Annotated in this window: 22 protein-coding genes; 11 read left to right on the forward strand and 11 right to left on the reverse strand. The window is 71.0% G+C overall.

Annotated elements, in window-relative coordinates:
• Positions 1-19 precede the first annotated feature (19 nt).
• The 3 genes from ACFYYN_RS00355 (at position 20) to ACFYYN_RS00365 (ending at position 2910) form a co-directional block, all read left to right on the forward strand.
• Positions 20-1156, forward strand: a complete 1137-nt coding sequence (locus tag ACFYYN_RS00355; protein WP_500544156.1) for a cystathionine gamma-lyase — start codon at positions 20-22, stop codon at positions 1154-1156.
• A 226-nt stretch (positions 1157-1382) separates the two neighbouring features.
• Positions 1383-2279, forward strand: coding sequence for a LysR family transcriptional regulator (locus tag ACFYYN_RS00360; RefSeq protein ID WP_500544157.1), 897 nt, complete (start codon positions 1383-1385; stop codon positions 2277-2279).
• Between the two features lie 103 nt (positions 2280-2382).
• The gene (locus ACFYYN_RS00365; protein WP_500544158.1) at positions 2383-2910 is read left to right on the forward strand and encodes an NUDIX domain-containing protein; all 528 of its coding nucleotides are present in this window, start codon (positions 2383-2385) and stop codon (positions 2908-2910) included.
• Between the two features lie 43 nt (positions 2911-2953).
• Here ACFYYN_RS00365 and ACFYYN_RS00370 read toward each other — a convergent pair whose 3' ends face one another.
• The 4 genes from ACFYYN_RS00370 to ACFYYN_RS00385 form a co-directional block, all read right to left on the reverse strand.
• Positions 2954-3613: a pyridoxamine 5'-phosphate oxidase family protein gene (locus ACFYYN_RS00370; RefSeq protein ID WP_500544159.1), complete on the reverse strand. Its 660-nt coding sequence runs from the start codon at positions 3611-3613 to the stop codon at positions 2954-2956.
• Positions 3614-3666: 53 nt separating this feature from the next.
• Positions 3667-5106 carry a globin domain-containing protein gene (locus ACFYYN_RS00375; protein WP_500544160.1) on the reverse strand — a complete coding sequence of 480 codons (1440 nt, stop codon included), beginning with the start codon at positions 5104-5106 and terminating at the stop codon, positions 3667-3669.
• A 255-nt stretch (positions 5107-5361) separates the two neighbouring features.
• Positions 5362-5994 (reverse strand): HAD family hydrolase, encoded by a 633-nt coding sequence (locus ACFYYN_RS00380; protein ID WP_500330932.1) that lies wholly within the window; start codon positions 5992-5994, stop codon positions 5362-5364.
• Complete coding sequence (locus ACFYYN_RS00385; protein WP_500544161.1) at positions 5955-6908, reverse strand: LysR family transcriptional regulator; 954 nt, start codon at positions 6906-6908, stop codon at positions 5955-5957. The genes ACFYYN_RS00380 and ACFYYN_RS00385 overlap by 40 nt, the downstream gene beginning before the upstream one ends.
• 84 nt (positions 6909-6992) lie before the next feature.
• Between ACFYYN_RS00385 and ACFYYN_RS00390 the strand changes: the two genes are divergently transcribed.
• Positions 6993-7859 (forward strand): GNAT family N-acetyltransferase, encoded by an 867-nt coding sequence (locus ACFYYN_RS00390; protein ID WP_500544162.1) that lies wholly within the window; start codon positions 6993-6995, stop codon positions 7857-7859.
• 52 nt (positions 7860-7911) lie between these two features.
• Here the strand turns inward: ACFYYN_RS00390 and dnaB are convergent, their stop codons facing one another.
• On the reverse strand, positions 7912-9387 hold the full coding sequence (gene dnaB / locus ACFYYN_RS00395; protein ID WP_499512913.1) for a replicative DNA helicase: 1476 nt from the start codon (positions 9385-9387) through the stop codon (positions 7912-7914).
• A gap of 436 nt (positions 9388-9823) precedes the next feature.
• Between dnaB and ACFYYN_RS00400 the strand changes: the two genes are divergently transcribed.
• Entirely contained in the window at positions 9824-11167 is a 1344-nt protein-coding gene (locus tag ACFYYN_RS00400; protein ID WP_500544163.1) for an MATE family efflux transporter, read from the forward strand.
• 104 nt (positions 11168-11271) lie between these two features.
• Here the strand turns inward: ACFYYN_RS00400 and rplI are convergent, their stop codons facing one another.
• From rplI to rpsF, 4 genes are all read right to left on the reverse strand, one after another.
• Positions 11272-11721 carry a 50S ribosomal protein L9 gene (rplI, locus tag ACFYYN_RS00405; protein WP_089225418.1) on the reverse strand — a complete coding sequence of 150 codons (450 nt, stop codon included), beginning with the start codon at positions 11719-11721 and terminating at the stop codon, positions 11272-11274.
• A gap of 17 nt (positions 11722-11738) precedes the next feature.
• Positions 11739-11975 (reverse strand): 30S ribosomal protein S18, encoded by a 237-nt coding sequence (gene rpsR, locus ACFYYN_RS00410; RefSeq protein ID WP_026250812.1) that lies wholly within the window; start codon positions 11973-11975, stop codon positions 11739-11741.
• Between the two features lie 44 nt (positions 11976-12019).
• Complete coding sequence (locus ACFYYN_RS00415) at positions 12020-12607, reverse strand: single-stranded DNA-binding protein (RefSeq protein WP_500330925.1); 588 nt, start codon at positions 12605-12607, stop codon at positions 12020-12022.
• A 61-nt stretch (positions 12608-12668) separates the two neighbouring features.
• Positions 12669-12959: a 30S ribosomal protein S6 gene (gene rpsF / locus ACFYYN_RS00420; protein WP_361791024.1), complete on the reverse strand. Its 291-nt coding sequence runs from the start codon at positions 12957-12959 to the stop codon at positions 12669-12671.
• A gap of 291 nt (positions 12960-13250) precedes the next feature.
• Here rpsF and ACFYYN_RS00425 point away from each other — a divergent pair, with 291 nt between their 5' ends.
• From ACFYYN_RS00425 to ACFYYN_RS00435, 3 genes are all read left to right on the forward strand, one after another.
• Positions 13251-13586, forward strand: a complete 336-nt coding sequence (locus ACFYYN_RS00425; protein WP_499512910.1) for a hypothetical protein — start codon at positions 13251-13253, stop codon at positions 13584-13586.
• 142 nt (positions 13587-13728) lie between these two features.
• Entirely contained in the window at positions 13729-14850 is a 1122-nt protein-coding gene (locus tag ACFYYN_RS00430) for a lipid II:glycine glycyltransferase FemX (RefSeq protein WP_500544164.1), read from the forward strand.
• 51 nt (positions 14851-14901) lie between these two features.
• Positions 14902-15933: an alanine racemase gene (locus ACFYYN_RS00435; RefSeq protein WP_499512908.1), complete on the forward strand. Its 1032-nt coding sequence runs from the start codon at positions 14902-14904 to the stop codon at positions 15931-15933.
• Positions 15934-15955: 22 nt separating this feature from the next.
• On the opposite strand, the gene ACFYYN_RS00440 is transcribed toward ACFYYN_RS00435, so the two are convergent.
• Together ACFYYN_RS00440 and ACFYYN_RS00445 are read right to left on the reverse strand one after the other, a co-directional pair.
• Complete coding sequence (locus ACFYYN_RS00440) at positions 15956-17503, reverse strand: glycosyltransferase family 87 protein (RefSeq protein ID WP_500330922.1); 1548 nt, start codon at positions 17501-17503, stop codon at positions 15956-15958.
• Positions 17504-17643: 140 nt separating this feature from the next.
• On the reverse strand, positions 17644-19923 hold the full coding sequence (locus ACFYYN_RS00445) for a transglycosylase domain-containing protein (protein WP_500544165.1): 2280 nt from the start codon (positions 19921-19923) through the stop codon (positions 17644-17646).
• A gap of 776 nt (positions 19924-20699) precedes the next feature.
• Between ACFYYN_RS00445 and ACFYYN_RS00450 the strand changes: the two genes are divergently transcribed.
• The 3 genes from ACFYYN_RS00450 to ACFYYN_RS00460 all read left to right on the forward strand — a co-directional run bounded on the left by ACFYYN_RS00450 (position 20700) and on the right by ACFYYN_RS00460 (position 23845).
• Entirely contained in the window at positions 20700-21350 is a 651-nt protein-coding gene (locus ACFYYN_RS00450) for a PadR family transcriptional regulator (protein ID WP_500359241.1), read from the forward strand.
• Between the two features lie 23 nt (positions 21351-21373).
• Positions 21374-22456 (forward strand): inositol-3-phosphate synthase, encoded by a 1083-nt coding sequence (locus ACFYYN_RS00455; protein WP_499512904.1) that lies wholly within the window; start codon positions 21374-21376, stop codon positions 22454-22456.
• Positions 22457-22555: 99 nt separating this feature from the next.
• Positions 22556-23845, forward strand: a complete 1290-nt coding sequence (locus ACFYYN_RS00460) for an MFS transporter (protein WP_500332024.1) — start codon at positions 22556-22558, stop codon at positions 23843-23845.
• The last annotated feature ends 6 nt before the right edge of the window (positions 23846-23851 follow it).

Consider the following 23851-nt stretch of genomic DNA (forward strand, 5'->3'; position numbering starts at 1 on the left):
GGAGAGCGAGGAGAGGGCGATGACGGAGTACGAGAGCAGACCCGGGGACAGCACCCGCAGCGTGCACGCGGGCCGCCCGCCGGCCCGGCCGCACGAGCCGGCCCTGCCCGGCCCGGTGTTCGCCGCGCACTTCCACCTGCCGGGCGACGTCACCGGCCCGTACACCTACGGCCGTGACGAGAACCCCACCTGGACCCGGCTGGAGGAGGCGATCTCCGCCCTGGAGTCCCCGGACGTCCCCGCGCAGACGCTGGCCTTCGCCTCGGGCATGGGCGCCATCTCCTCCGTGCTGTTCTCGCAGGTGCGTTCCGGCGACACCGTGGTGCTGCCCTCCGACTGCTACCAGGCGACCCGCACCCTCCAGGGCCGCCTGAAGGACTACGGGGTCTCGGTGCGCCTGGCGCCCACCGCGGGCGACGCCCAGCTGAAGGTGCTGGAGGGCGCCCGGCTGCTGTGGATCGAGACGCCGTCCAACCCGGGCCTCGACGTGTGCGACATCCGCCGGCTGGCCGACGCCGCGCACGCCGCGGGCGCGCTCGTGGCGGTCGACAACACCCTCGCCACCCCGCTCGGCCAGCGACCGCTCGACCTGGGCGCGGACTTCTCGGTGGCGAGCGGCACCAAGGCGCTCTCGGGCCACGGCGACCTGCTGCTGGGCTACGTGACCACCCGTCGGCCCGAGCTCGCCGCCGGGGTGCGGATGTGGCGCAAGACGGTCGGCGCGATCCCCGGTCCCATGGAGGCCTGGCTGGCCCACCGTTCGCTGTCCACGCTCGCGCTGCGAGTGGACAAGCAGGCCGCCAACGCCCTGGAGCTCGCCGCCGCCCTGCGCCGGCGCCCCGAGGTGACCGACGTCCGTCACCCGGGTCTGGTGGACGACCCGGCGCACGCCGTCGCGACCGCGCAGATGACCCGGTTCGGCAGCGTCGTGTCCTTCACGCTGCCCGACAAGGAGCACGCCGAGCGCTTCCTGTCCGAGCTGCTGCTGACGACCGAGGCCACCAGCTTCGGGAGCGTGACCAGCACCGCGGAACGCAGGGCGCGCTGGGGCGGCGACGCGGTCCCCGAGGGCTTCGTCCGCTTCTCGGTCGGGGTGGAGGACGCGGCCGACATCCTGCGGGACGTGACGCAGGCCCTGGACGCCGCCGCGCGCTGATTTCGTCCGTTCATCTCAAACAGATATATCTACGTAGAGGGACCTACGCAGAATGGGTGGCCCGAGCCTCCCCCCTCGTGGCTCGGACCACCCTGGCTTTACGCGCGGAGATCCGCTCGAACAAGGCTAGTTGACTCTGCGTCAGTGTCCAATCACAGTTGCGATACAGACCTATCGATATATTTATATGTTGGGGTCGTACCGGTGGCCGGGAGGGAGCGGTTCCATGGATCTGGCTCTGCTGCGCACGTTCGTCACCGTGCACCGGGCCGGCTCCTTCACCAGGGCCGCCCAGCTGCTGGGACTGTCGCAGCCCGCCGTCACCAGCCAGATCCGCAGCCTGGAGCGGCAGGTGGGCCGCCCCCTGTTCCTGCGCCTGCCGCGCGGCGTCGCTCCGACCCCCGTCGGGGACGACCTGGCCCACCGGGTGGCCCCGCACCTCGACGCCCTCCTGGAGATAACCGAGGCGGACCTCGACGAGGAGTCGGGCAACCGCACCCTGCACCTCGCCGGGCCGCCCACCTTCACCTCCCTGCGCGCCCTCCCCGCCCTCGCCCCGCTGGTCGCCGAGGGCCTGCAGCTGCGGATCGCGCTGGCCGGCGAGGACGAGGCCCTGGCCGGCCTCGCCGCGGGCCACCACGACCTCTCCATCGGCACCCTCCGGCCGCGCGACCGGCTGCTGACCGCCAGCGCCCTGTGGGACGAGGAGCAGATACTCGTGGCCGCGCCCGTCTGGCAGGAGCGGATCGGCGGCCCGCTCGCGGTGCGCACCCACGGGGCACAGGTCCTCGACGGCATCCCCGTGATCTCCTACGACGAGGGCATGCCGTTGATCGACCACTACTGGTCGGCGGTCTTCGACACCACCCCTGCCATCGTCCCCGCCGTGGTCGTGCCCGACCTGAGGGCGGTCCTGGAGTGCGTGGTCGCCGGGGTCGGCATGGCCGTCCTGCCGCGCTACCTGTGCTGCGAGGCCATCACGGCGGGCGCCGCCAAGGCGCTCCTGGAGCCGCCGGTGCCACCCCTGCGCACGTACTTCGTCTCGGTGCGCGCCGGGACGCTCGCGCTGCCGCACATCGCGCGGGTGCACGAGCAGCTGATGCGCTCCTCCGCGGCCTGGTGACCGCGCGCCCGGCGTACGGCGGGTGACCTCCGCGAGAACGCGGCGTTCCGATTCGCCGTCCCGGAGGCGTTTGCCGCCTCCCGCGCCGCGGCAGATCTCAGGCATGCCCCCGGACATCGAAGCACCTGCCACGGGCGGTGCACCGACCGCCCCGGCCACCCGGCCGGTGGTCAAGCGCACCGCCCGTGCCATCCTGCTCGACGGCGACTCCCTCGTGCTCATCAAGCGCACCAAGCCCGGGCTCCACCCGTACTGGGTCACCCCCGGCGGCGGGGTCGAGGCCGAGGACGCCACCATCGTCGAGGCGCTCCACAGAGAGCTGGACGAGGAGCTCGGCGCCAAGGTCACCGATGTCGTCCCGGCCTTCGTCGACACCGTCGAGCACATCGGCGAGGACGGCTCGCACGGCGTGAAGGTGCAGCACTTCTTCGTGTGCCGGCTGGCCTCCATGGACCCCTCGCGGCGGCACGGCCCCGAGGTGGACGAGCCCTCGGGGACGTACGACGTGGTCCGCGTGCCCTTCAGCCGGGTCGGGCTCGCCTCCGTGGAGATCGTTCCGCTGACCCTGCGGCACTACCTGGACGGCAACATCGAAGGCGTGCTGGGACTGCTCTCGGCCGACCTCGGCTGACCTCGGGGCGGCCCGGCCGGCCCCGGGGCCGACCGGGGCGGCCTCAGACGCCGAACCAGCCCGGGCCCGCGCCGCCGGACCGCTCGGTGCGGGAGTGCGCGGCGTCGGCGGCCGCCCGGAAGTAGTCGCCGCCCTTGCGCCGCACGTCGTCGGTGCCCCAGGCCCGGCCGCCCTGCAGGGGCACCTTCGCCATCCGCGGGATGTGCTTCGAGCAGTGGACGTACGCCTCCACGACGCTCACCCGTACCCACAGCTGAGGCCTGCGGCCGGGCACCGCGTCCACCGGGAGCCAAGGGTGCAGGGCGCGCATCGCGCCGTCCGGGACCACCCGCGCGCGGCCGTTGACGTGCAGTCCGATCCGGTCCCGGGTGAAGTCGAGCATCAGGATGCCCACGTGCGGGTTCTCGCGCAGGTTGCCCAACGAGGCCATCACGCCGTTCCCCCGGTACTCGGGGTAGACCAGGGTCCGCTCGTCCAGCACGGTCAGGAAGCCGGGCGGGCCGGCCCTGAAGGTGCTGTCACACTCCCCCCGGGCGTCCGCCGTGGACAGGAAGAACATCTCCTGCCGCTCGGTGAACTCCCGCATCAGCGGGTTGAGGTGGTCCAGCACCTGTTCGGTGTAGAAGCGGTCCGCGCGGTCGGCCGTGCCCATCTCCTCCTGGACGCGGTGCTCTCCCGCGCTTCCGGGACGTTCCTGCGGCAACGTTTCTCCTCGTGGGGGGGGTGGGGGCCCCGGGGGGCGTGGGCGGAGCGGATTCAGTCGCCGGCCGCGACCAGTTCCTCGATCAGGTCGTGCCGGATGCGCTGGGAGGGCATGCCGCTGCGCACGAGGGTGTCGACGCCGCTGCGGATCATCCCGGGCGGCCCGCTGAGGTACGCGTCGTACTCGGGCCAGGGGCCGTACTGCCGCACGATCTCGGGGAGCGGGCCGTGCAGCCCCACTTCGCCGCGGCCGTGGGAGACCACGGGGCGCACCGAGAGCCAGGGGTGGCGCCGGGCGAGCCCCACCAAGGTGTCCAGGTCGTACAGGTCGTGGTCGCTGCGGGCGCCGTAGAAGACGTCCATGGCACGGCGGCGGCCGTGCTCGGCAACGTCTTCGACCAGGGCCTTGATGGGGGCGATGCCGGTGCCGCCGCCCAGGCAGAGCAGTCCGTTGTCGGTGCTGTGGTCCACGACCATGGAGCCGCCCGGAGGACCGAGCCGCAGCACGTCGCCGGGCCGGGCCCGGTGGACCAGCGCCCCGCTGACCCAGCCGGCCGGCACGGCCTTCACGTGGAAGACCAGCAGGCCGTCCGGGCGGGGGGCGCTGGCGAAGGAGTAGTGCCGCCAGACCCGCGGCCACCAGGGCGTCTCCAGCGTCGTGTACTGGCCCGCGAGGAAGGGGTAGGGCTGGTCGGGGCGAACGCTGAGCACCGCGATGTCGGAGGTGCGCGGTTCGTGGCTGACGATCTCCGCCTGCCACCAGGGCGGCGCGTGCTTCTCGTCGGCCGCCGCCGCGTCGATCATGATCTGCGAGATCGCCGTGTAGGCGCGCACCCAGGCCGCCTCGACCTCGTCGTTCCAGACCGCCGAGGCGTACCGGGTCAGCGCCCCGATCAGGCATTCCCCCACGGCCGGATAGTGCTCGGGCCGGGTGCCGTATTTCCGGTGGCCGCGGCCCAGGTGGGACAGGTATTCGGTGAGTATCTCGGCGTCGTCTATGTGTTCCGCGGCGGTGAGGAGCGCTTTCAACAATCGGTCGCGCTGCGCGTCCATCGCGGCCGGAAAGAGTTCGCGCAACTCCGGATGCCGTATGAACAAAAGTGCATAGAAATACGACGTCGTCTTGTCGGCTACGGGCGCGACCTCCTCCATCGTCCGCCGGATGAGCAGTGCGTCCGCGCTCGGCTGCCGCGACCGCGGCCGGGCCTCCGCCCGGGGCGGGGGCTGCCGGTCCGGCGGCTGCGGATGGTGCCGCGGCCCCGGCGCGTCCTGCGGGGGGCCGGGCCGCGGCAGCGCCGGGCCGGGGCCGGTGCTCCGCCCGGCTCCCGTGCCCACCGGCCTTATGGGCCGTACCGGGCGGCTCGGCTCGCCGCCGTCCCCGCCCTCGTGGTGGGGTCTCGGCCCGTCAGGGGGTGTGTGCGGCGTGAACCATCCGGAGGACCCAGCCCCGGCTCCCTTTCCCGGTTCGGCCGCGTTCGTGGTCAGAGCGTCCATGGTCAGCTTCGCCTCGAGCTTCTCCCGGTCGGTGTCCGTACATCGGCCACACATCCTGCGCGGAAAGCCTGCCAGGACTTCACGCCGTCCGGACAAATAGCCGGAAGTACGGGAAACGCGGTTACCGATCCCGTTAAGCTCAGCCGAATGTGAAGCCCCGCTGCCGCGGAACCCTGACGACCCTACCCCGAGTCACTGCTTTCACAACCGTCACTCAATTCCCGTGACGATCACCACAGTTCCACCGTCACGTATTCAGCCCACGACCAGCGCATACGCTTCACGCAAATCGCGCCCCGTGTACGCATGGCTGGCCAGCCCGCTCACGTGGTGGTCCCCGTTGACCGCGACCGACACCGGCACCGCCGCGAAGAGCGCCGTGTCCGACAGCGAGTCCCCGTACGCCACGCACTCCGCGCGGCTGACCCCGTACCGGGCGCACAGCTCGTCCGCCGCCGTCACCTTCGTCTCCGGCAGCAGGATCCCCGCCACGTCCAGGCCCGCCGCCGGGCCGAACGGGACCTCCGGGAAGGCCGACGCCCGGACCGCGTGCACCCCCCACTCCAGCAGCCGGCGCACGAAGAAGTCCGGGGAGAGCGACACCACCGCGCAGTGCTCCCCGCGGGCGGCGATGTCCGCCCACACCTCCCGTATCCCGGCCAGCCACGGGGCGCCCTCGAACGCCGCCGCCACCTGCGCCCGGGTGAGCGCCCGCCACAGCTCGTACGCCCGCTCCGCGTAGCCCGGCGGGTCCAGCAGACCCCGCCCGAGCGCGTGCTCCAGCTCGCGGAACTCCGCCACCAGCCCCAGCTCCCGGGCGAGTTCCATGCTCGCCGAGGAGCCGTGCATCAGCGTCCCGTCCATGTCGAAGATGTGCAGCCGTCCCACGCGGTCCCTCCCTCGTCACCCGCCGCCCGGCCGGTCCCCGGCGGCGTCCCTCCGAACAACCGGGCGGCGTCCTCCGCCGCCCCGCGGACCGCGGGCCTGCGGTCCGCCGCCCGCCAGGCCAGCGCGACCGTGCAGCGCACGTCCCCGGCCAGCGGCACGATCACCACGTTCGACCGCGCGTAGTGCTCGTCGGTCGCCGTGCTCGCCAGTGCGCAACCCCGCCCCGCCGCCACGAGTTCGAGCGTCTCCTCCAGTGACCCCGACGGCACCGTCCCGGCCACGTGGGCCACGCCCACGGCCGACGGATGGCGGAAGCCGGCGTAGGCCGCGTCCCCGGTCCGCGGCACCACCCAGGTCCTGCCGCCCAGTTCGGCGGGCGCGACCTCGGTCCTGCGGGCCAGCGGGTCCGTCGCGGGCAGCGCCACGCAGCGCCGGTCGCTGGAGACGGTCACCATCCCCAGTCCCGGGGCGTCCAACGGGGGCCACACGATGGCCAGGTCGGAGTGCCCGTCCAGCAGCCCGCAGGAGGGATCGTCGAAGTCGTAGCGGCGCAGCCGCACGTCGCCCGGGGCGCGGGCCTGGACCAGGTCCAGCAGCTCTCGGGTGCGGCCGGCCGCCGCCTCCCCCAGGAAGCCCACGGTGAACGGCCGGGACGCCCCGTCCAGCAGCCCCTCGAGTTCGTCCGCGGCGTCGACCGCCGCCACCGCGTGGGCCAGGATCCGTCGTCCCAGGTCGGTCAGTTCGACCCGTTCGCGGTTCCGCACCAGCAACGGCCGCCCCGCGGCGGCCTCCAGCCGGCGCACCGACTCGCTCACCGTGGGCTGCCGTACGTCGAGTTGCCGCGCGGCCGACGAGAACGAACCCGTACGCGCCACCGCCACGAACGCCCGCAGGCCGGGCAAGGTCAGCGTCACTCCCGGAGGATAGCCAGGCTCCGGCCGATGCCCATAGGGGAAAACTATGGGTGCCGCCCGCCGCCGCCACGGCACGCTGCCCGCATGACATCCCCCACGGCCCCCGTGCGCCGCCTCACCCCCGCCGACCTCCCCGCCTGCAGCGCGCTGGCCGTCAGCCGCGACTGGGGCGCCGAGGAGCACAAGTGGCGCTTCCTGCTCACCCACGGCACCGGTTACGGCATCGACGCCCCCGACGGCGACGGCCTGGCCGCCACCACCGTCCTGACGCGCTACGCGGGCGGCCTGGCGGCGGTCAGCATGGTCCTGGTCGCGGCCCGGTACGAGGGGCAGGGCCTCGGGCGGCGGATCATGACCCACGTCCTGGCCGAGGCGGGCGACGACACCGTCACCCTGCACGCCACCGACCGCGGCCGCCCCCTCTACGAGAAGCTCGGCTTCCGGGCGGTCGGCACCGTCGTCACCCACCGCGGCCGCTTCGCCCCGCCGGTGCCCGCCGGGACCGACGGTCCCGCCGCCGCGCAGCCGCGGCCCTTCACCGATGCCGACCTGCCGGCCCTGCTCGCCCTCGACGCCGAGGTGTTCGGCGCGGACCGCTCACCCCTCCTGCGCGACCTGCCGCGGTTCGCCGAACGCGTCCTGGTCGCCGAGGAGGACGGTGTCCTGACCGGTTACGCCTCGGCCTGGCTCAACGCGGACACCCTGGTCGTGGGTCCCGTCGTCGCCGGGAGCGCGGCCGGGGCCAAGGGGCTGATCGACGCGATCACCCGCGACGCGGGCACACCCGTCCGCCTCGACCTGCGCACCGGCACCCCCGGCGGTCTCGACGGCTGGGCCGCGGAGCACGGCGTGGCCCCCGTCTTCCCCAACACCCTCATGGTGCTCGGTGACCGTGACCTGCCCGGCGACGAACACCGCCGCCACGCACCGCTGATGGTGGCACTGAGCTGAGCCGCCGTCCTGCCGCGCGGAGGTCGCACGGCGGATCCCGCCCGCGGACGGCTCAGGTCTGGGCCATGTCCACGAAGCGCGAGTAGTGGCCCTGGAAGGCCACGGTGATGGTGGCCGTGGGGCCGTTGCGGTGCTTGGCGACGATCAGGTCGGCCTCGCCCGCGCGCGGGGACTCCTTCTCGTAGGCGTCCTCGCGGTGCAGCAGGATCACCATGTCCGCGTCCTGCTCGATGGAGCCCGATTCACGCAGGTCGCTGACCATGGGCTTCTTGTCCGTGCGCTGTTCGGGGCCACGGTTCAGCTGGGAGAGCGCGATGACCGGCACCTCGAGCTCCTTCGCCAGGAGCTTGAGGTTGCGGGACATGTCGGAGACCTCCTGCTGACGGCTCTCGGGCCGGCGCGAACCGCCCGCCTGCATCAGCTGGAGGTAGTCGATGACGACCAGCCGGAGGTCGTTGCGCTGCTTGAGCCGACGGCACTTGGCCCGGATCTCCATCATCGACAGGTTCGGCGAGTCGTCGATGTAGAGGGGCGCCGCGGAGACGTCGGGCATGCGGCGGGCCAGCCGCGTCCAGTCGTCGTCGGTCATGTTGCCGGAACGCATGTGGTGCAGGGCGACCCGGGCCTCGGCGGACAGCAGGCGCATCGCGATCTCGTTGCGGCCCATTTCGAGGGAGAAGAAGACGCTGGGCATGCCGTTGGTGACCGAGCAGGCGCGGGCGAAGTCCAGCGCGAGCGTGGACTTGCCCATCGCGGGACGGGCGGCGATGACGATCATCTGGCCCGGGTGCAGGCCGTTGGTGAGGGAGTCCAGGTCGGCGAAGCCGGTGGGCACCCCGGACATCTGGCCGCTGCGCGAGCCGATGGCCTCGATCTCGTCGAGGGCGCCCTCCATGATCTCGGAGAGCGGGAGGTAGTCCTCGCTGGTGCGCTGCTCGGTGACGGCGTAGATCTCGGCCTGCGCGGAGTTGACGATCTCGTCGACGTCGCCGTCGGCGGCGTACCCCATCTGTGTGATGCGCGTGCCCGCCTCGACGAGCCGGCGCAGGACCGCGCGCTCGTGCACGATCTCCGCGTAGTACTCGGCGTTGGCGGCGGTGGGCACCGCGTTGACGAGGCTGTGCAGGTAGGGGGCCCCGCCCACGCGCACGAGCTCACCGCGCTTGGTCAGCTCGGCGGCGACGGTGATGGGGTCGGCGGGCTCACCGCGGGCGTAGAGGTCGAGGATCGCGGCGTAGATGGTCTCGTGGGCGGGCCGGTAGAAGTCGGCGCCCTTCAGCACCTCGACGACGTCGGCGATGGCGTCCTTGGACAGCAGCATGCCGCCGAGCACCGACATCTCGGCGTCCAGGTCCTGCGGGGGTACGCGTTCGAAGCCGGCCGCTCCGCGGTCGTCGTCACGGTCGCGGTCGCGGTCCCGCTCGTCCCTCCGGCGGAAGCGGGAGACGGGCAGGCGGTCACCGGGACCGTCCGGCGGGAACGGCGGCTCGCTCCCCCAATGGTCGTCCGCGGGTTCGGGCTGGCTCACCCCCTGTCACCTCCTCCCCTCCGGCGCGGACCGCTGCGTCGTGTTCCATTTCCTACGCCACGGCTCTGACAATCAGCCGCCCGGACACACCTGTGGCACGTCGGGCGACGCCCCACGGTAGGGGTCCGCGGGGCCCACAGCCAAGACGGTTATCCACAGGGGCTGGGGATGACCTGTTGAAGAACCGCCCCTACCTGTGGAGAAGCCCGCTCCAGCTGTGTACAGGGCGGGGGACAGCGCGGTGGACAAGCACACAATCACGCAATGATCACGTGGCTGACCTGCGCTTTCTTCATCCACCCACTGTGGACAAGAAAAACTTGCCCGCTCGGCCCAAGATCACGACAAACGGCACGGAGGAGATCACCCTGTGCAGCCGCAAGTAAGAGGCTGCATTGCCTTGCATCCCTTACATGTGGATGATTACCCTTGCCGGGTGCCCCAGGTCGCCGAACACTCCGCCCAGCAGGCCGTACGCCGCCACGACCGCGAGATCATAGGCCTCGCGCTGCCCGCCTTCGGCGCGCTGGTCGCCGAACCGCTCTTCCTCATGGCCGACAGCGCGATCGTGGGCCACCTCGGCACGTCGCAGCTCGCCGGGCTCGGTGTCGCGGGCGCCCTGCTGACCACCCTCGTCGGCGTCTTCGTCTTCCTCGCCTACGCCACCACCGCCGCCGTCGCCCGCCGGGTCGGCGCGGGCGACCTGCCCGCGGCGATCCGCCAGGGCATGGACGGCATCTGGCTCGCCCTCCTCATCAGCGCCACCGCGGTCGCCGTCGCCGTCCCCGCGGCACCCGCCCTCGCCGACCTGTTCGGCGCCTCGGGCACCGCGGCGCCGTACGCCGTCACCTACCTGCGGATCAGCGCCCTCGGCATCCCCGCGATGCTCGTCGTCCTCGCCGCCACCGGTGTGCTGCGCGGGCTGCAGGACACCCGTACCCCGCTCTACGTCGCCGTCGGCGGCTTCGCCGTGAACGCCGTGCTCAACGTGGTGCTGGTGTACGGCGCCGGCCTCGGCATCGCCGGCTCCGCCTGGGGCACCGTCATCGCCCAGAACGCGATGGCGGCCGTCTACCTCGCCGTCGTGGTCCGCGGCGCCCGCCGGCACGGCGCCTCGCTCCGGCCCGAACTCGCCGGCATCCGCGCCTGCGCCCAGGCCGGGACGCCCCTGCTGATCCGCACCCTGAGCCTGCGGGCCGTCCTGCTGCTCGCCACCGTGGTCGCGGCCCGGCTCGGGGACGCCTCCGTCGCCGCCCACCAGATCACCACCACCCTCTGGTCGCTGGCGGCCTTCGCCCTGGACTCCATCGCCATCGCGGGTCAGGCCATCATCGGCCGCTACCTCGGCGCCGACGACGTGGCCGGGGCCCGGGCCGCGTGCCGCCGCATGGTGCAGTGGGGCATCGCCTCCGGCGTGGTGATCGGCCTGCTCCTGGCCGTCTCCCGGCCGCTGATCGCCCCGCTGTTCACCCCGGACCCGGCCGTGCGCTCCCAGTTGACGACCGTCCTGCTGGTGGCGGCGCTCTCCCAGCCGGTCTGCGGCGTGGTCTTCGTGCTGGACGGGGTCCTCATCGGCGCCGGCGACGGCACCTACCTGGCCTGGTCGACGGTCGTCACCCTCGCCGTCTTCGCCCCGGTGGCGCTGGCCGTACCGGCCCTGGGCGGGGGACTCACCGCCCTGTGGTGGGCGATGGGGCTGATGATGCTCACCCGGCTGGCCGGGCTCCACTGGCGCGCCCGCTCGGGGAAGTGGGCCGTCACCGGCGCCGTACGCGCCTGACCCGCAGGTCATCCCGCACGCCTTCCGCACGGCTCCCGTACGTGAACGACGCCGGGCCCGGAACCTCGCGGTTCCGGGCCCGGCGTTCACTCGGTGCGCGAGTGTCAGGAAGCGACGACCTCGACGTCGAGAGCGGCCTCGACCTCGGGATGCAGACGCACCGACACCTTGTGCGAGCCCAGCGTCTTGATCGGGGAACCGATCTCGATCCGGCGCTTGTCCACGTCCGGACCGCCCGCGGCCTTGACGGCGGCGGCGATGTCGGCCGGGGTCACCGAACCGAACAGCCGGCCGGCGTCGCCCGCGCGGGTCGACAGCTTGACCTTGACGCCCTCGAGCTGCGCCTTGAAGGAGTTGGCCTGCTCGACGGTCGCGATCTCACGGATCCGGCGCGCGCGGCGGATCTGCTCGACGTCCTTCTCGCCACCCTTGGTCCACGCGATCGCGAAGCCGCGCGGGATCAGGTAGTTGCGGGCGTAGCCGCTCTTGACCTCGACGACATCGCCGGCGGCACCGAGGCCACTGACCTCGTTGGTGAGGATGATCTTCGCCATTGCTCGGTCACCCTTCCTTAGCGAGCGGTCGAGGTGTAGGGCAGCAGCGCCATCTCACGGCTGTTCTTCACGGCCGTGGCGACGTCGCGCTGGTGCTGGGTGCAGTTGCCGGTGACCCGGCGGGCACGGATCTTGCCGCGGTCGGAGATGAACTTCCGCAGCAGGTTCGTGTCCTTGTAGTCGACGTAGGTGATCTTGTCCTTGCAGAACACGCAAACCTTCTTCTTAGGCTTGCGAGCAGGCGGCTTCGCCATTGTCTCTCTCCAGTGTGATCAAGAATTTTGGTACGCCGCCGCCCTTAGAAGGGCGGCTCGTCCGAGAAACCGCCGCCGCCGCCGGAGCCACCGCCCCAGCCGCCGCCACCGCCGCCCTGGCCACCACCGGCCGGAGCGCCGGTCGCCCACGGATCGGCGTCGGGCGCACCGCCCTGGCCGCCACCGGGGCCACCGCCCCAGCCGCCGCCCTGGCCGCCACCGCCGCCGCCGTAACCGCCCTGGCCGCCGCGCGAGGCACCGCCGCCGCCGCTGGCCCGGGTGATCTTGGCGGTCGCGCTGCGCAGGCTGGCGCCGACCTCGTCGACGTCCAGCTCGTAGACCGTCCGCTTGACGCCCTCGCGGTCGTCGTACGAGCGCTGCTTCAGACGGCCCTGCACGATGACGCGCATGCCCTTCTGGAGCGACTCGGCCACGTTCTCCGCCGCCTGCCGCCAGACCGAGCACGTGAGGAAGAGGCTCTCGCCGTCCTTCCACTCGTTGGTCTGCCGGTCGAAGGTGCGGGGAGTGGACGCGACACGGAACTTCGCGACCGCCGCACCGGACGGGGTGAAGCGCAGCTCGGGGTCGTCGACGAGATTGCCGACGACCGTGATGACGGTCTCGCCTGCCATGGTGAGTGACCTCTCGGCTTTGCTTGGCTTCTCGGTTTCCCGACTGCCTGAGCCGTCAGGCTCAGTGGGTCTCGGGACGGAGGACCTTGGTCCGGAGGACCGACTCGTTCAGGTTCATCTGACGGTCGAGCTCCTTGACGACCTCAGGAGTGGCGTTGAGGTCGATGACCGAGTAGATGCCCTCGGGCTTCTTCTTGATCTCGTACGAAAGACGACGACGGCCCCAGGTGTCGACCTTCTCGACCTTGCCGCCGCCATTGCGGACGACGCCGAGGAAGTTCTCGATCAGCGGGGAGACAGCACGCTCCTCGAGATCGGGGTCGAGGATCACCATCACCTCGTAGTGACGCATGTGGAACCCACCTCCTTTGGACTCAGCGGCCACGGCGTTTCCGTGGCAGGAGGGTTTGCATCGCGTCGCAACGGTATCGCGGCCCACCGACAACGCCCGCGGCGTTCCGGGGATCGCTCCCCGAAGGCCCTTCGGGACCGTCGTGTGGACCTGCACAGACACCGGTGCAGACGGTACACACTACCCGCCTCGTGGCTTCCGGTTGAAATCCGGCCCCGGAAGCCCGCAATCTGTACACATCGGGTGTGTCCGGCGCTACGATGCGCCACCTCTCCATCACGGAGGTGCCCTATGGCACAGGCAGTGCGACCCACCACCGGCAGCCGTCTCTACCAGCGGATCCTCAGCACCCTCAACTCGGACGGCCGACCCCACCCGGTGGAGAACACCCTGGCCGTCGCGACCGTCGTGCTCGGCCTGATCTCCTCCATCGCGGCGTTCTGGAGCGGGCTGCACCTGCTCAGCTCCTGGGCCGGCCTGGTCGGCATCCTCGTGGGCGCCGTCGGGCAGTACCGCTCCGCCACCACGGCCGAGCGCTTCTTCTTCATCATCGGCATGGGGCTGGCCGCGGTCGGCTTCTACATCGGCATGGCCCACGGCGGCCTCTTCGGCGGGGTGGTGTCCTAGCCCTCGTTTCCCGGCCCTCGCCGGGCGAAGCCGCGGACCTAGTTGTCCACAGCCCTCGTGGGGGCGTTCGCCGTTCGCAGTAGGCTTCGGCGCAGTAGTGCAGTCAGCAATGCCGTAGCCGCAGCGATGGGGAGCGCCCCGCATGAGCTTGACCCTGAGGACCATCAGTCGGGAACAGCACCTGGCGTACATCCAGAGCCTGCCCTCGGCAAGCCACTGCCAGGTTCCCGCCTGGGCGGACGTCAAGACGGAGTGGCGCTCGGAGAACCTCGGCTGGTTCGACGACAAGACCGGTGAGCTGATCGGCGCCGGCCTGGTGCTCTACCGGCAACTGCCCAAGGTGAAGCGCTACCTCGCCTACCTCCCCGAGGGCCCGGTGATCAACTGGTACGCGCCCAACCTGGAGGAGTGGCTGCGCCCGATGCTGGCGCACCTGAAGCAGCAGGGCGCGTTCTCCGTGAAGATGGGCCCGCCGGTCGTCATCCGCCGCTGGGACGCGGCCGCCATCAAGTCCGGCATCGCCGACCCGGACGTCAAGCGCCTGCGCGACGTCGAGGCCACCTTCATCGAGCCCCGCGCCTTCGAGGTGGCCGACCGGCTGCGCCGCATGGGCTGGCAGCAGGGCGAGGACGGCGGCGCCGGCTTCGGCGACGTGCAGCCCCGCTACGTCTTCCAGGTCCCGCTGGAGAACCGCAGCCTGGACGACGTCCAGAAGGGCTTCAACCAGCTGTGGCGGCGCAACATCAAGAAGGCCGAGAAGGCCGGCGTCGAGGTCGTCCAGGGCAGCTACGACGACCTCCCCGTGTGGCAGCAGCTGTACGAGGTGACCGCCGAGCGCGACCACTTCCGCCCGCGGCCTCTGTCCTACTTCCAGCGCATGTGGCAGGTCCTCAACTCCGAGGACCCCAACCGCATGCGGCTGTACTTCGCCCAGCACGAGGGCGAGGCGGTCGCCGCCGCGACGATGCTCGTCGTCGGCCGGCACGTCTGGTACTCGTACGGGGCCTCGGCCAACCACAAGCGCGAGGTCCGGCCGAGCAACGCCATGCAGTGGCGGATGCTGCGGGACGCCTACGCGCTCGGCGCGAGCGTGTACGACCTGCGCGGCATCAGCGACTCGCTCGACGAGAGCGACCACCTCTTCGGTCTCATCCAGTTCAAGGTGGGCACCGGCGGGCAGGCTGCCGAATACTTGGGCGAGTGGGACTTCCCGCTCAACAAGCTCCTGCACAAGGCGCTCGACATCTACATGTCCCGCCGCTGACCCACCTGCCCGACCGACCGCAGACACCGCAGAAAGGTCCTCGTTCCGGCCATGGCGCTCACCCTGTACGTCGACACCGCGCGCTGGCGTGCGCACCAGCAGTCCGTGGCGGAGCAGTTCCCCGGGCTGGTCCCCGTCTGCAAGGGCAACGGGTACGGCTTCGGGCACGAGCGCCTGGCCGAGGAGGCGATCCGGCTCGGCTCGGACGTCCTCGCCGTGGGCACCACGTACGAGGCCGCCCGGATCAAGGACTGGTTCGGGGGCGACCTGCTGGTGCTGACCCCGTACCGGCTGGGCGAGGAGCCGGTGCCCCTGCCGGACCGCGCCATCCGCTCCGTGTCCTCCGTAGAAGGCGTGCGCGGCCTGGTCGGCGCGCGGGTGGTCATCGAGGTCATGAGCAGCATGCGGCGCCACGGCGTCAGCGAGGACGACCTGGTCAAGCTGCACTCGGCCATAGACGACGTCCGCCTGGAGGGCTTCGCCATCCACCTGCCGCTGGACCGCACCGACGGCTCCGACGCGGTGGAGGAGGTCTTCCGCTGGATGGAACGGCTGCGCGCGGCCCGGCTGCCGCTGCACACCATGTTCGTCAGCCACCTGAAGGCCGGCGAGCTGACCCAGCTGCGCAACCAGTTCCCGCAGACCCGCTTCCGCGCCCGGATCGGCACCCGGCTGTGGCTCGGCGACCACGAGGCCACCGAGTACCGGGGCGCCGTCCTGGACGTCACCCGCATCGCCAAGGGCGAGCGCTTCGGCTACCGCCAGAACAAGGCCTCCGAGGACGGCCACCTGGTCGTCGTGGCGGGCGGTACGTCGCACGGGGTGGGCCTGGAGGCCCCCAAGGCCATGCACGGCGTCATGCCGCGCGCCAAGGGCGTCGCGAGGGCCGGTCTGGCCACCATCAACCGCAACCTGTCGCCCTTCGTGTGGGCCGGCAAGCAGCGCTGGTTCGCCGAGCCCCCGCACATGCAGGTGTCGATCCTCTTCCTGCCGGGCGACGTGGCGCCCCCGGCGGTCGGGGACGAGCTGGTGGCGCACCTGCGGCACACGACGACCACGTTCGACCGCGTCGTCGACCGCTGAACGCCCCGGGCGTCCCCTCCGCTCAGTGGGGCGGGGCCGGCGGCGCCGGGTCCACGCCCCACTGCACCGGGCGCGCCTCGCCGTAGCCGTGACCGTCCTCGGGCCCGCCCTGCAGCGGCGCCGCGTGCCGGGGCTGGTGCGGGGACCGCCCCAGCACGAACGCGTCCTCCGCCCCGTCCAGCACGCCCCCCGAGGGGTCGTCCGAGCCGTCCTGGCGGACCGCGTCGCGCTCGGGGAAGACGATGTCGCGGACGACGACCACGCACAGGTACAGCGTCCCGATCAGGTGCGCCGCGATGGCCAGGTGGTAGCCGTCCTGGGGCAGGCCCTTGCTGTTGCCGCCCGTCGTGTACGCCAGGTACGACCAGATCCCGAGGAAGTACATGACCTCGGCCGCCTGCCAGATCAGGAAGTCCCGCCAGCGCGGCCGGGCGAGCGCCGCGAGGGGCACCAGCCACAGCACGTACTGCGGCGAGTAGACCTTGTTGGTCAGGATGAAGGCCGCCACGACGAGGAAGGCCAGCTGCGCGAAGCGCGGGCGCCGCGGGGCGAAGAGGGTCAGCCCCGCCATGCCGGCGCAGAACAGCAGCATGAGCGCGATGGCGTAGGAGTTCGCGCCGTCGATGGACTTGCCGGTCTGCTGGGAGATGATCAGCCAGACCGAGCCGTAGTCGACGCCCCGTTCCTGGCTGAAGGTGTAGAACTTCGCCCAGCCGTCCCGGGCGAGCAGCATCACGGGAAGGTTCACCACGAACCAGGCCACCGCGGCACCGCCCACCGCCGCGCTCCAGGCCTTCAGCTTCCCGGCCCGCAGGCACAACAGGAACAACGGCCCCAGCAGCAGCACCGGGTAGAGCTTGGCGGCCGTCGCCAGCCCGATCAGGATGCCCGCGGCCAGCGGCCGGTTGCGCGACCACAGCATCATCCCGGCCGCCGCGAGGGCGACCGCGAAGAGGTCCCAGTTGATGGTCGCGGTCAGCGCGAACGCGGGCGCCAGCGCGACCAGCAGCGCGTCCCACGGGCGGCGCCGGTTGGTCCGGGCGACGCAGACCGCGATGACGGCGGTGCAGACCAGCAGCATCCCGGCGTTGACCAGCCAGTAGATCTGCTCCCGGTGCTGGATCGTGCCGCCGTGCGGGGTGAGCCAGGAGGCGACCTCCATGAACAGCCCCGTCAGGACCGGGTACTCCAGGTAACCCATGCCGCCGGAGACCGTGTCCGGGATGCGGTCGAAGTACGGGACGAGGTCGTCGGCGAAGCCCCGGCCGTAGTACAGGTGCGGGATGTCGGAGTAGCAGGCGTGGCTGTACTGGGCGTTCGCCCCGTAGAACCAGCCGCTGTCGTAGCACGGCAGCTTCTGCACCATGCCCAGCGCGAACATCCCGATCGCGACCAGCACGACCACGCGCAGGGGGTTCCACCACCCCCGCCGCCCCACGGCCGCGAAGCGGCCGAGCGGGCCGCCGATGACCTCGCTCCCGGCCACGGCGACCGGGTCCTCGCGGGTCGGGGGCACGACCGCCTCGGCCTCCGAGGCCTCGTGGTGGGGGTCTTCGCGCACGATCGTCATGGGCCACATCCTGCCCTACATCGCCACGCGCGGAGCGTCGGATCCCCACGCAGCCCTCCACCCGGCGGGAACGCCCGCGGCCGCGGAGGGCGTGCTGCCCTCCGCGGCCGCGGGTCACTGCTCTGCGCAACGCGGGGCGGTCAACCGCCATTGCCTCCTAGGAGCCCGCCGTTGTTGCCGTTGCCTCCGTTGCCCCTGCCGGTGGTACTGGAGGACGGGGTCGACGACGGTGTCCCGCCCGTGCCGCCGTCCGTGGCTCCACCGTCGTTGCCACCACCGCCGTCCTGGCAACCCCACTGCCAGGGCTTGCAGGCCCCGGAGTCGGTCGGGGTCGGCGTGGTCTGCGGCTGCGAGATGGTCGGGGTCGGGTTCGTGGTCGCCGACTCGGTCGGGCTGGCCGAGACCGAGGGGCTCGGCGACGGGGCGCCGGCCTGGTCCTTGACCTCGCCGATCTTCCCGGGGTCCGGGAAGCCTTCGTCCTTCCCCGAGAGCGCCTCGGTCATGTACTTCGCCCAGACCTCCGCCGGCATCTCACCACCGTGCGCGGAGTCCTTCCCCGCGGTGCCCGCCATGCCGATCAGACCGGGCTTCTTGGGGTTCTCCCGGAACAGGACCACCGAGGTCGACAGCTGCTTGGTGTACCCGACGAACCAGGCGGACCTGGTTCCCTTCTCGCTGTCCGTGGTACCCGTCTTGCCCGCCACCGTGCGGCCGACCGCCAGGGCCTTCTGACCGGTGCCGTTCTTGACCACGTTCTGCAGCACGTCGGTGACGTTGTTGGCGACGTTGCTGTCGATCGCGTCCCGCTTGATCTTCGGCTTGCCGAAGCCCGGCAGGACCTTGCCGCCCGCGACCACCTTGGTGACGGAGTAGGGCTCGGCCTGCGTGCCCGACGAGGCGAACGTCGCGTAGGCGTCGGCCATGCGGATGGCGGACGGCTTGGACGTACCGATCGAGAACGAGGCGTTCAGGGACTCGAAGCTCGAATCCAGCACGCCCGCGTTCTTCGCCATCTCGGCCACCTTGGGCAGTCCGACGTCCTCGCCGAGCTGCACGAAGGGGGTGTTGATGGACTGCTCCATCGCCTTGCGCAGCGTGATGTAGCCCCAGGGGTACCCGCTCTCGTTCTTCTGCTTGAAGACGCTGCCGTCCTTCTTCAGGACCCAGTTGCCTTCATGGTCCTTGATCTTGAGCAGGTCGTTGCCGTTGTACTTGCTCTGCGGCGACAGCCCGACGCCGTTGGTCTGATTGGTGCCGTACTGCATCGCCGCGGCCAGGACGAACGGCTTCCAGGTGGAACCGACGGGGACACCCGTGGTGTTGGCGTTGTTGTTGAACTGGCCGTGCTCGTAGCCCTCGCCGCCGTAGATGGCGACGATCTTGCCGTCACCCGGCACCACGGACGCCGCGCCGAACTGGACATACTTGTCGGCGTCGCGCTTCTTCGGGTTGATGTTGTCCTTGCGGACCTTGTCGACGGCCTTCTTGAGCGACTCGACCTTCGTCTTGTCGAAGGTCGTGTGGATCTCGTAACCGCCCTTGTCCAGCTGGCTCTGGCTGATGTCCGAGTGACTCAGCACGTAGCTCTTGGCGATGTCGACCAGGTAGCTGATCTGACCACTCATGCCGGCGGTCGCCTTGAGGCCCTGCGGCATCGGGTACTTGCTGACGGCCTCGGTGTACTCGTCCTTGTCGAGCTTGCCGTCCTTGTACATCTCGCCGAGGATCCACTTCCAGCGTTCCTCGGAGCGGGCCCGGTTCGCCTTCGCCGTCGCGGTGCTGTCGATGTTCGTGGCACCGGCCGGGTCGTAGTACGTCGGGCCCTTGAGCAGCGCGGCGAGGAAGGCGCACTGGCTCGGGGTGAGCTTGTCGGCGTCGACGCCGTAGTAGGTCTGCGCGGCCGCCTGGATGCCGTACGCGCTCCGCCCGTAGTACGAGGTGTTCAGGTAGCCCTGCAGGATGTCGGGCTTCTCGAGCTTCGTCCCCACCTTTATGGAGATGAAGAGCTCCTTGAACTTGCGGCTGACCGTCTGGTCCTGGCTCAGGTAGGTGTTCTTGACGTACTGCTGGGTGATCGTCGAACCGCCCTGCGCGTCACCACCCTTCGCCATGTTGAACAGGGCCCGGCCGACGCCCATGGGGTCCACGCCCGAGTCTTCGTAGAAGCTCTTGTTCTCCGCGGAGATCACCGCGTTCTGCATGGCCTTGGGGATGTCGGAGAGCGTCACGTTCTGCCGGTTGGCCCCCGTGCCGGTCGCCACCATGCGGCTGCCGTCGGCCCAGTAGAAGACGTTGTTCTGCGACTTGGCGGCGTCGTTCTCGTTGGGGATGCCCACCATCGCGTAGCCGACGCCCGCGACCGCGACCAGGCTGCCGAAGAAGAACAGGCACAGCCCGGAGGCGAGCTTCCAGGACGGCATCCAGCGGCGCCATCCGTCCTTCCCCCAACGGGGGTAATCGATGATGCGCTTCTTCGGGGGCTGGCCCCCGCCTCGGCCGCCCTGCGCGTCCGTGGCGCCACGGCGGCGGCCGCCCTTCTGCGTGGCCTGGGCGGCACGGCGCGCGGCTGCCCGCCCCTGGTACGGCGGCTCGGCCCCGCGGGACCGGCCCCCCGTACTCGCGCGGCCCCCCGCGCCGGCACCCGCACCCTGACGGGGGGGTTGTCCCATGCCCTGGCGCGGGCCGTGGCCCTGCCCCGAACCGGTTCCGTGCGTGCCGTACGGCTGCGGCGTGGGCGGCCCAGCGGCCCGCCGGCCGCCTGGCGGCGGGGGCGGCTGCTGCGCGCCGCGCCGGGCGGCGGCCCGGCCGTCGCCGGGCGACTGCGGCGGCTTGCGACGGTGCTCGCTCATGAACAGCTACTCCTAGGACAGGCGGAATCGCCTGAAAGCGGCAGTTGATTTCCGGTCCCCCCGGCGTGCGATGACCGCACTGCACCAGGGACAAGGACGCTCACTGGCGTCACACGGTTCCCGGTGCTCTGCATGGCGAACAGAGTACGCACGGTCAAAAGAGGTTCTAGCCAGATGTTCATCACATTCCGGGCGGTTGACGGTGGACGGATTTCGTGATGTGACGCCGGTCACCGTGAGCCGTCTTGCCGTACCGGGGAACTCGTTCTATCGTCTCGATGTATCGAGTCGATACATCACGGCGAGATAAGAGGCGACGAAGGCACGGACGGGAGGGAAACGAGGGCATGAGCAAACGCTCCGGCATCCTCGAGTTCGCCGTCCTGGGCCTGCTGCGCGAATCCCCGATGCACGGTTACGAGCTGCGCAAGCGGCTCAACACCTCGCTCGGTGTGTTCCGCGCGTTCAGCTACGGCAGCCTCTACCCCTGCCTCAAGACACTGGTCACCCAGGGCTATCTGGTCGAGGAGACCGGCCCTGACCCCGATCCGCTCGCCGCGCCGCTGGCCGGCCGACGGGCCAAGATCGTGTACCGGTTGACGGCGGCCGGCAAGGAGCACTTCGAGGAGCTCCTCGCCCACTCCGGCCCTGACGCGTGGGAGGACGAGCACTTCGCAGCTCGTTTCGCCTTCTTCGGCCAGACGTCCAGGGACGTACGGATGCGTGTCCTCGAGGGGCGGCGCAGCCGCCTCGAGGAGCGCCTGGAGAAGATGCGCGCGTCCCTCGCGCGTACCCGTGAGCGGCTCGACGACTACACGCTCGAGCTGCAGCGGCACGGCATGGAGTCGGTGGAGCGAGAGGTCCGCTGGCTGAACGAGCTGATCGAGACCGAGCGGGCAGGGCGTGACAAGCAGCCCCCGGCCGCTCCGTCCGCCGATGCCGAGCAGGACAACCAACAGGAAAACGGCGGACCCGGCACGCGCCGGGGACCCGCGTGACGATTACACAGGGAGCAACCGGAATGGGTTCGGTTCGCGTAGCCATCGTTGGCGTGGGCAACTGCGCCGCTTCGCTGGTGCAGGGTGTCGAGTACTACAAGGACGCCGACCCGGGCACCCGCGTGCCCGGCCTCATGCACGTGCAGTTCGGCGACTACCACGTGCGTGACGTCGAGTTCGTGGCGGCCTTCGACGTGGACGCGAAGAAGGTCGGTCTCGACCTCGCGGACGCCATCGGTGCCAGCGAGAACAACACCATCAAGATCTGCGACGTGCCGCAGAAGGGCCTGACCGTCCAGCGCGGCCACACCCTGGACGGTCTCGGCAAGTACTACCGCGAGACCATCGAGGAGTCCGCCGAGGAGCCGGTGGACGTCGTGCAGATCCTCAAGGACCGCCAGGTCGACGTGCTGGTCTGCTACCTGCCCGTGGGTTCCGAGGACGCGGCGAAGTTCTACGCGCAGTGCGCCATCGACGCCAAGGTCGCCTTCGTCAACGCCCTCCCGGTCTTCATCGCCGGCACCAAGGAGTGGGCGGACAAGTTCACCGAGGCCGGTGTGCCGATCGTCGGTGACGACATCAAGTCGCAGGTCGGCGCCACCATCACGCACCGCGTGCTGACCAAGCTCTTCGAGGACCGCGGTGTCATCGTCGAGCGCACCATGCAGCTGAACGTCGGCGGCAACATGGACTTCAAGAACATGCTCGAGCGCGAGCGCCTGGAGTCCAAGAAGATCTCCAAGACGCAGGCCGTCACCTCCCAGATCCCCGACCGCGACCTGGGTGAGAAGAACGTCCACATCGGCCCCTCGGACTACGTGGCCTGGCTGGACGACCGCAAGTGGGCGTACGTCCGTCTCGAGGGCCGTGCCTTCGGCGACGTGCCGCTGAACCTGGAGTACAAGCTCGAGGTCTGGGACTCCCCGAACTCCGCGGGTGTCATCATCGACGCGCTGCGCGCGGCGAAGATCGCCAAGGACCGCGGCATCGGCGGCCCGATCCTGTCGGCGTCCTCCTACTTCATGAAGTCCCCGCCGGTGCAGTACTTCGACGACGAGGCCCGCGAGAACGTGGAGAAGTTCATCCGCGGCGAGGTCGAGCGCTGAACAGCGGCTTAACCCCCGTCACCACTCGTCGTACGACGCGACCGCACAGGCCCCCGGGTATGGCACCCGGGGGCCTGTGCGTCATGTGAGGCTGTGCGCATGCCCGTTGTCCGTGATCTCCGTGTGCTGCTGCGCTTCCGGGACTTCCGCCGACTGCTGACGGTGCGGCTGCTGTCCCAGCTCTCTGACGGAGTCTTCCAGGTGGCGCTGGCGGCCTACGTGGTCTTCTCCCCGGAGAAGCAGACCTCGCCGGCCGCGATCGCCTCCGCGATGGCGGTCCTGCTGCTGCCGTACTCGCTCCTGGGGCCGTTCACGGGCGTCCTGCTGGACCGCTGGCGGCGCCGGCAGGTCCTCCTCCACTGCAACCTGCTGCGGGCGGCGCTCTCCGTCGGCACCGCCGTGCTGATGCTGCTGCGCGTCCCGGACTGGCTCTTCTACCTGTCCGCCCTCTCGGTCACCGGCATCAACCGCTTCGTGCTCGCGGGCCTGTCGGCCGCCCTGCCCCGGGTCGTCGACGGCGAGCGCCTGGTCATGGCGAACGCGCTGTCCCCGACCGCCGGCACGCTCGCGGCCACCGCCGGCGGGGGAGCGGCCTTCCTGGTGCACCTGGTGCTGGCCGAGGGCACCCGCTCCGACGTCCTGGTCGTGGTGCTGGGCGCCGTCCTCTACCTCTGTGCCGGGCTCGCCGCACTCACCCTGGGGCGGGACCTGCTGGGGCCGGACCCGTCCCGCATCCAGCCGCGGGTGGGCGAGGCGCTGCTCAGCACCTTCCGCGGCCTGGTGCACGGCTTGGGGCATCTGCGCCGGCGGCCGCGCGCCGCACGCGCCCTGGCCGCGATGACGGCGATGCGCTTCTGCTACGGCGGGCTCACGGTGACGGTGCTGATGCTCTGCCGCTACGCCTGGGCGGGATCCGACGGGACCGGCCGTGGAACGGCGGACGGACTGGCGCTGCTCGGGCTGGCGGTCGCCGTCTCGGGGGCGGGCTTCTTCGCGGCGGCCGTGCTCACCCCCTGGGCCACGGGCCGCTTCGGCACCTTCGGATGGATCACCGTCTGCGCGGGTTCGGCCGCCGTCCTGCTCCCCGCACTGGGCCTCCCCTTCGAGCCGGCGCCGGTGCTGGCGGCGGCCTTCGTGCTGGGGCTGGCCACCCAGGGGGCGAAGATCGCCACCGACACGGTGGTCCAGTCCTCGATCGACGACGCATACCGGGGGCGCATCTTCTCGATCTACGACGTGCTGTTCAACGTCGCCTTCGTCGGCGCCGCAGCCATCTGCGCGCTGGTCCTCCCGCCGGACGGTCGCTCCGTGGGGCTCCTCCTCGGGCTCTCCGCGGTCTACGCGGCGGTGGCGGTCGGCACCGCCGGGACTCCGCGTCGTTTCACGTGAAACACG

This window comes from Streptomyces sp. NPDC001902 (genome assembly GCF_042891295.1).
GTDB lineage: Bacteria > Actinomycetota > Actinomycetes > Streptomycetales > Streptomycetaceae > Actinacidiphila.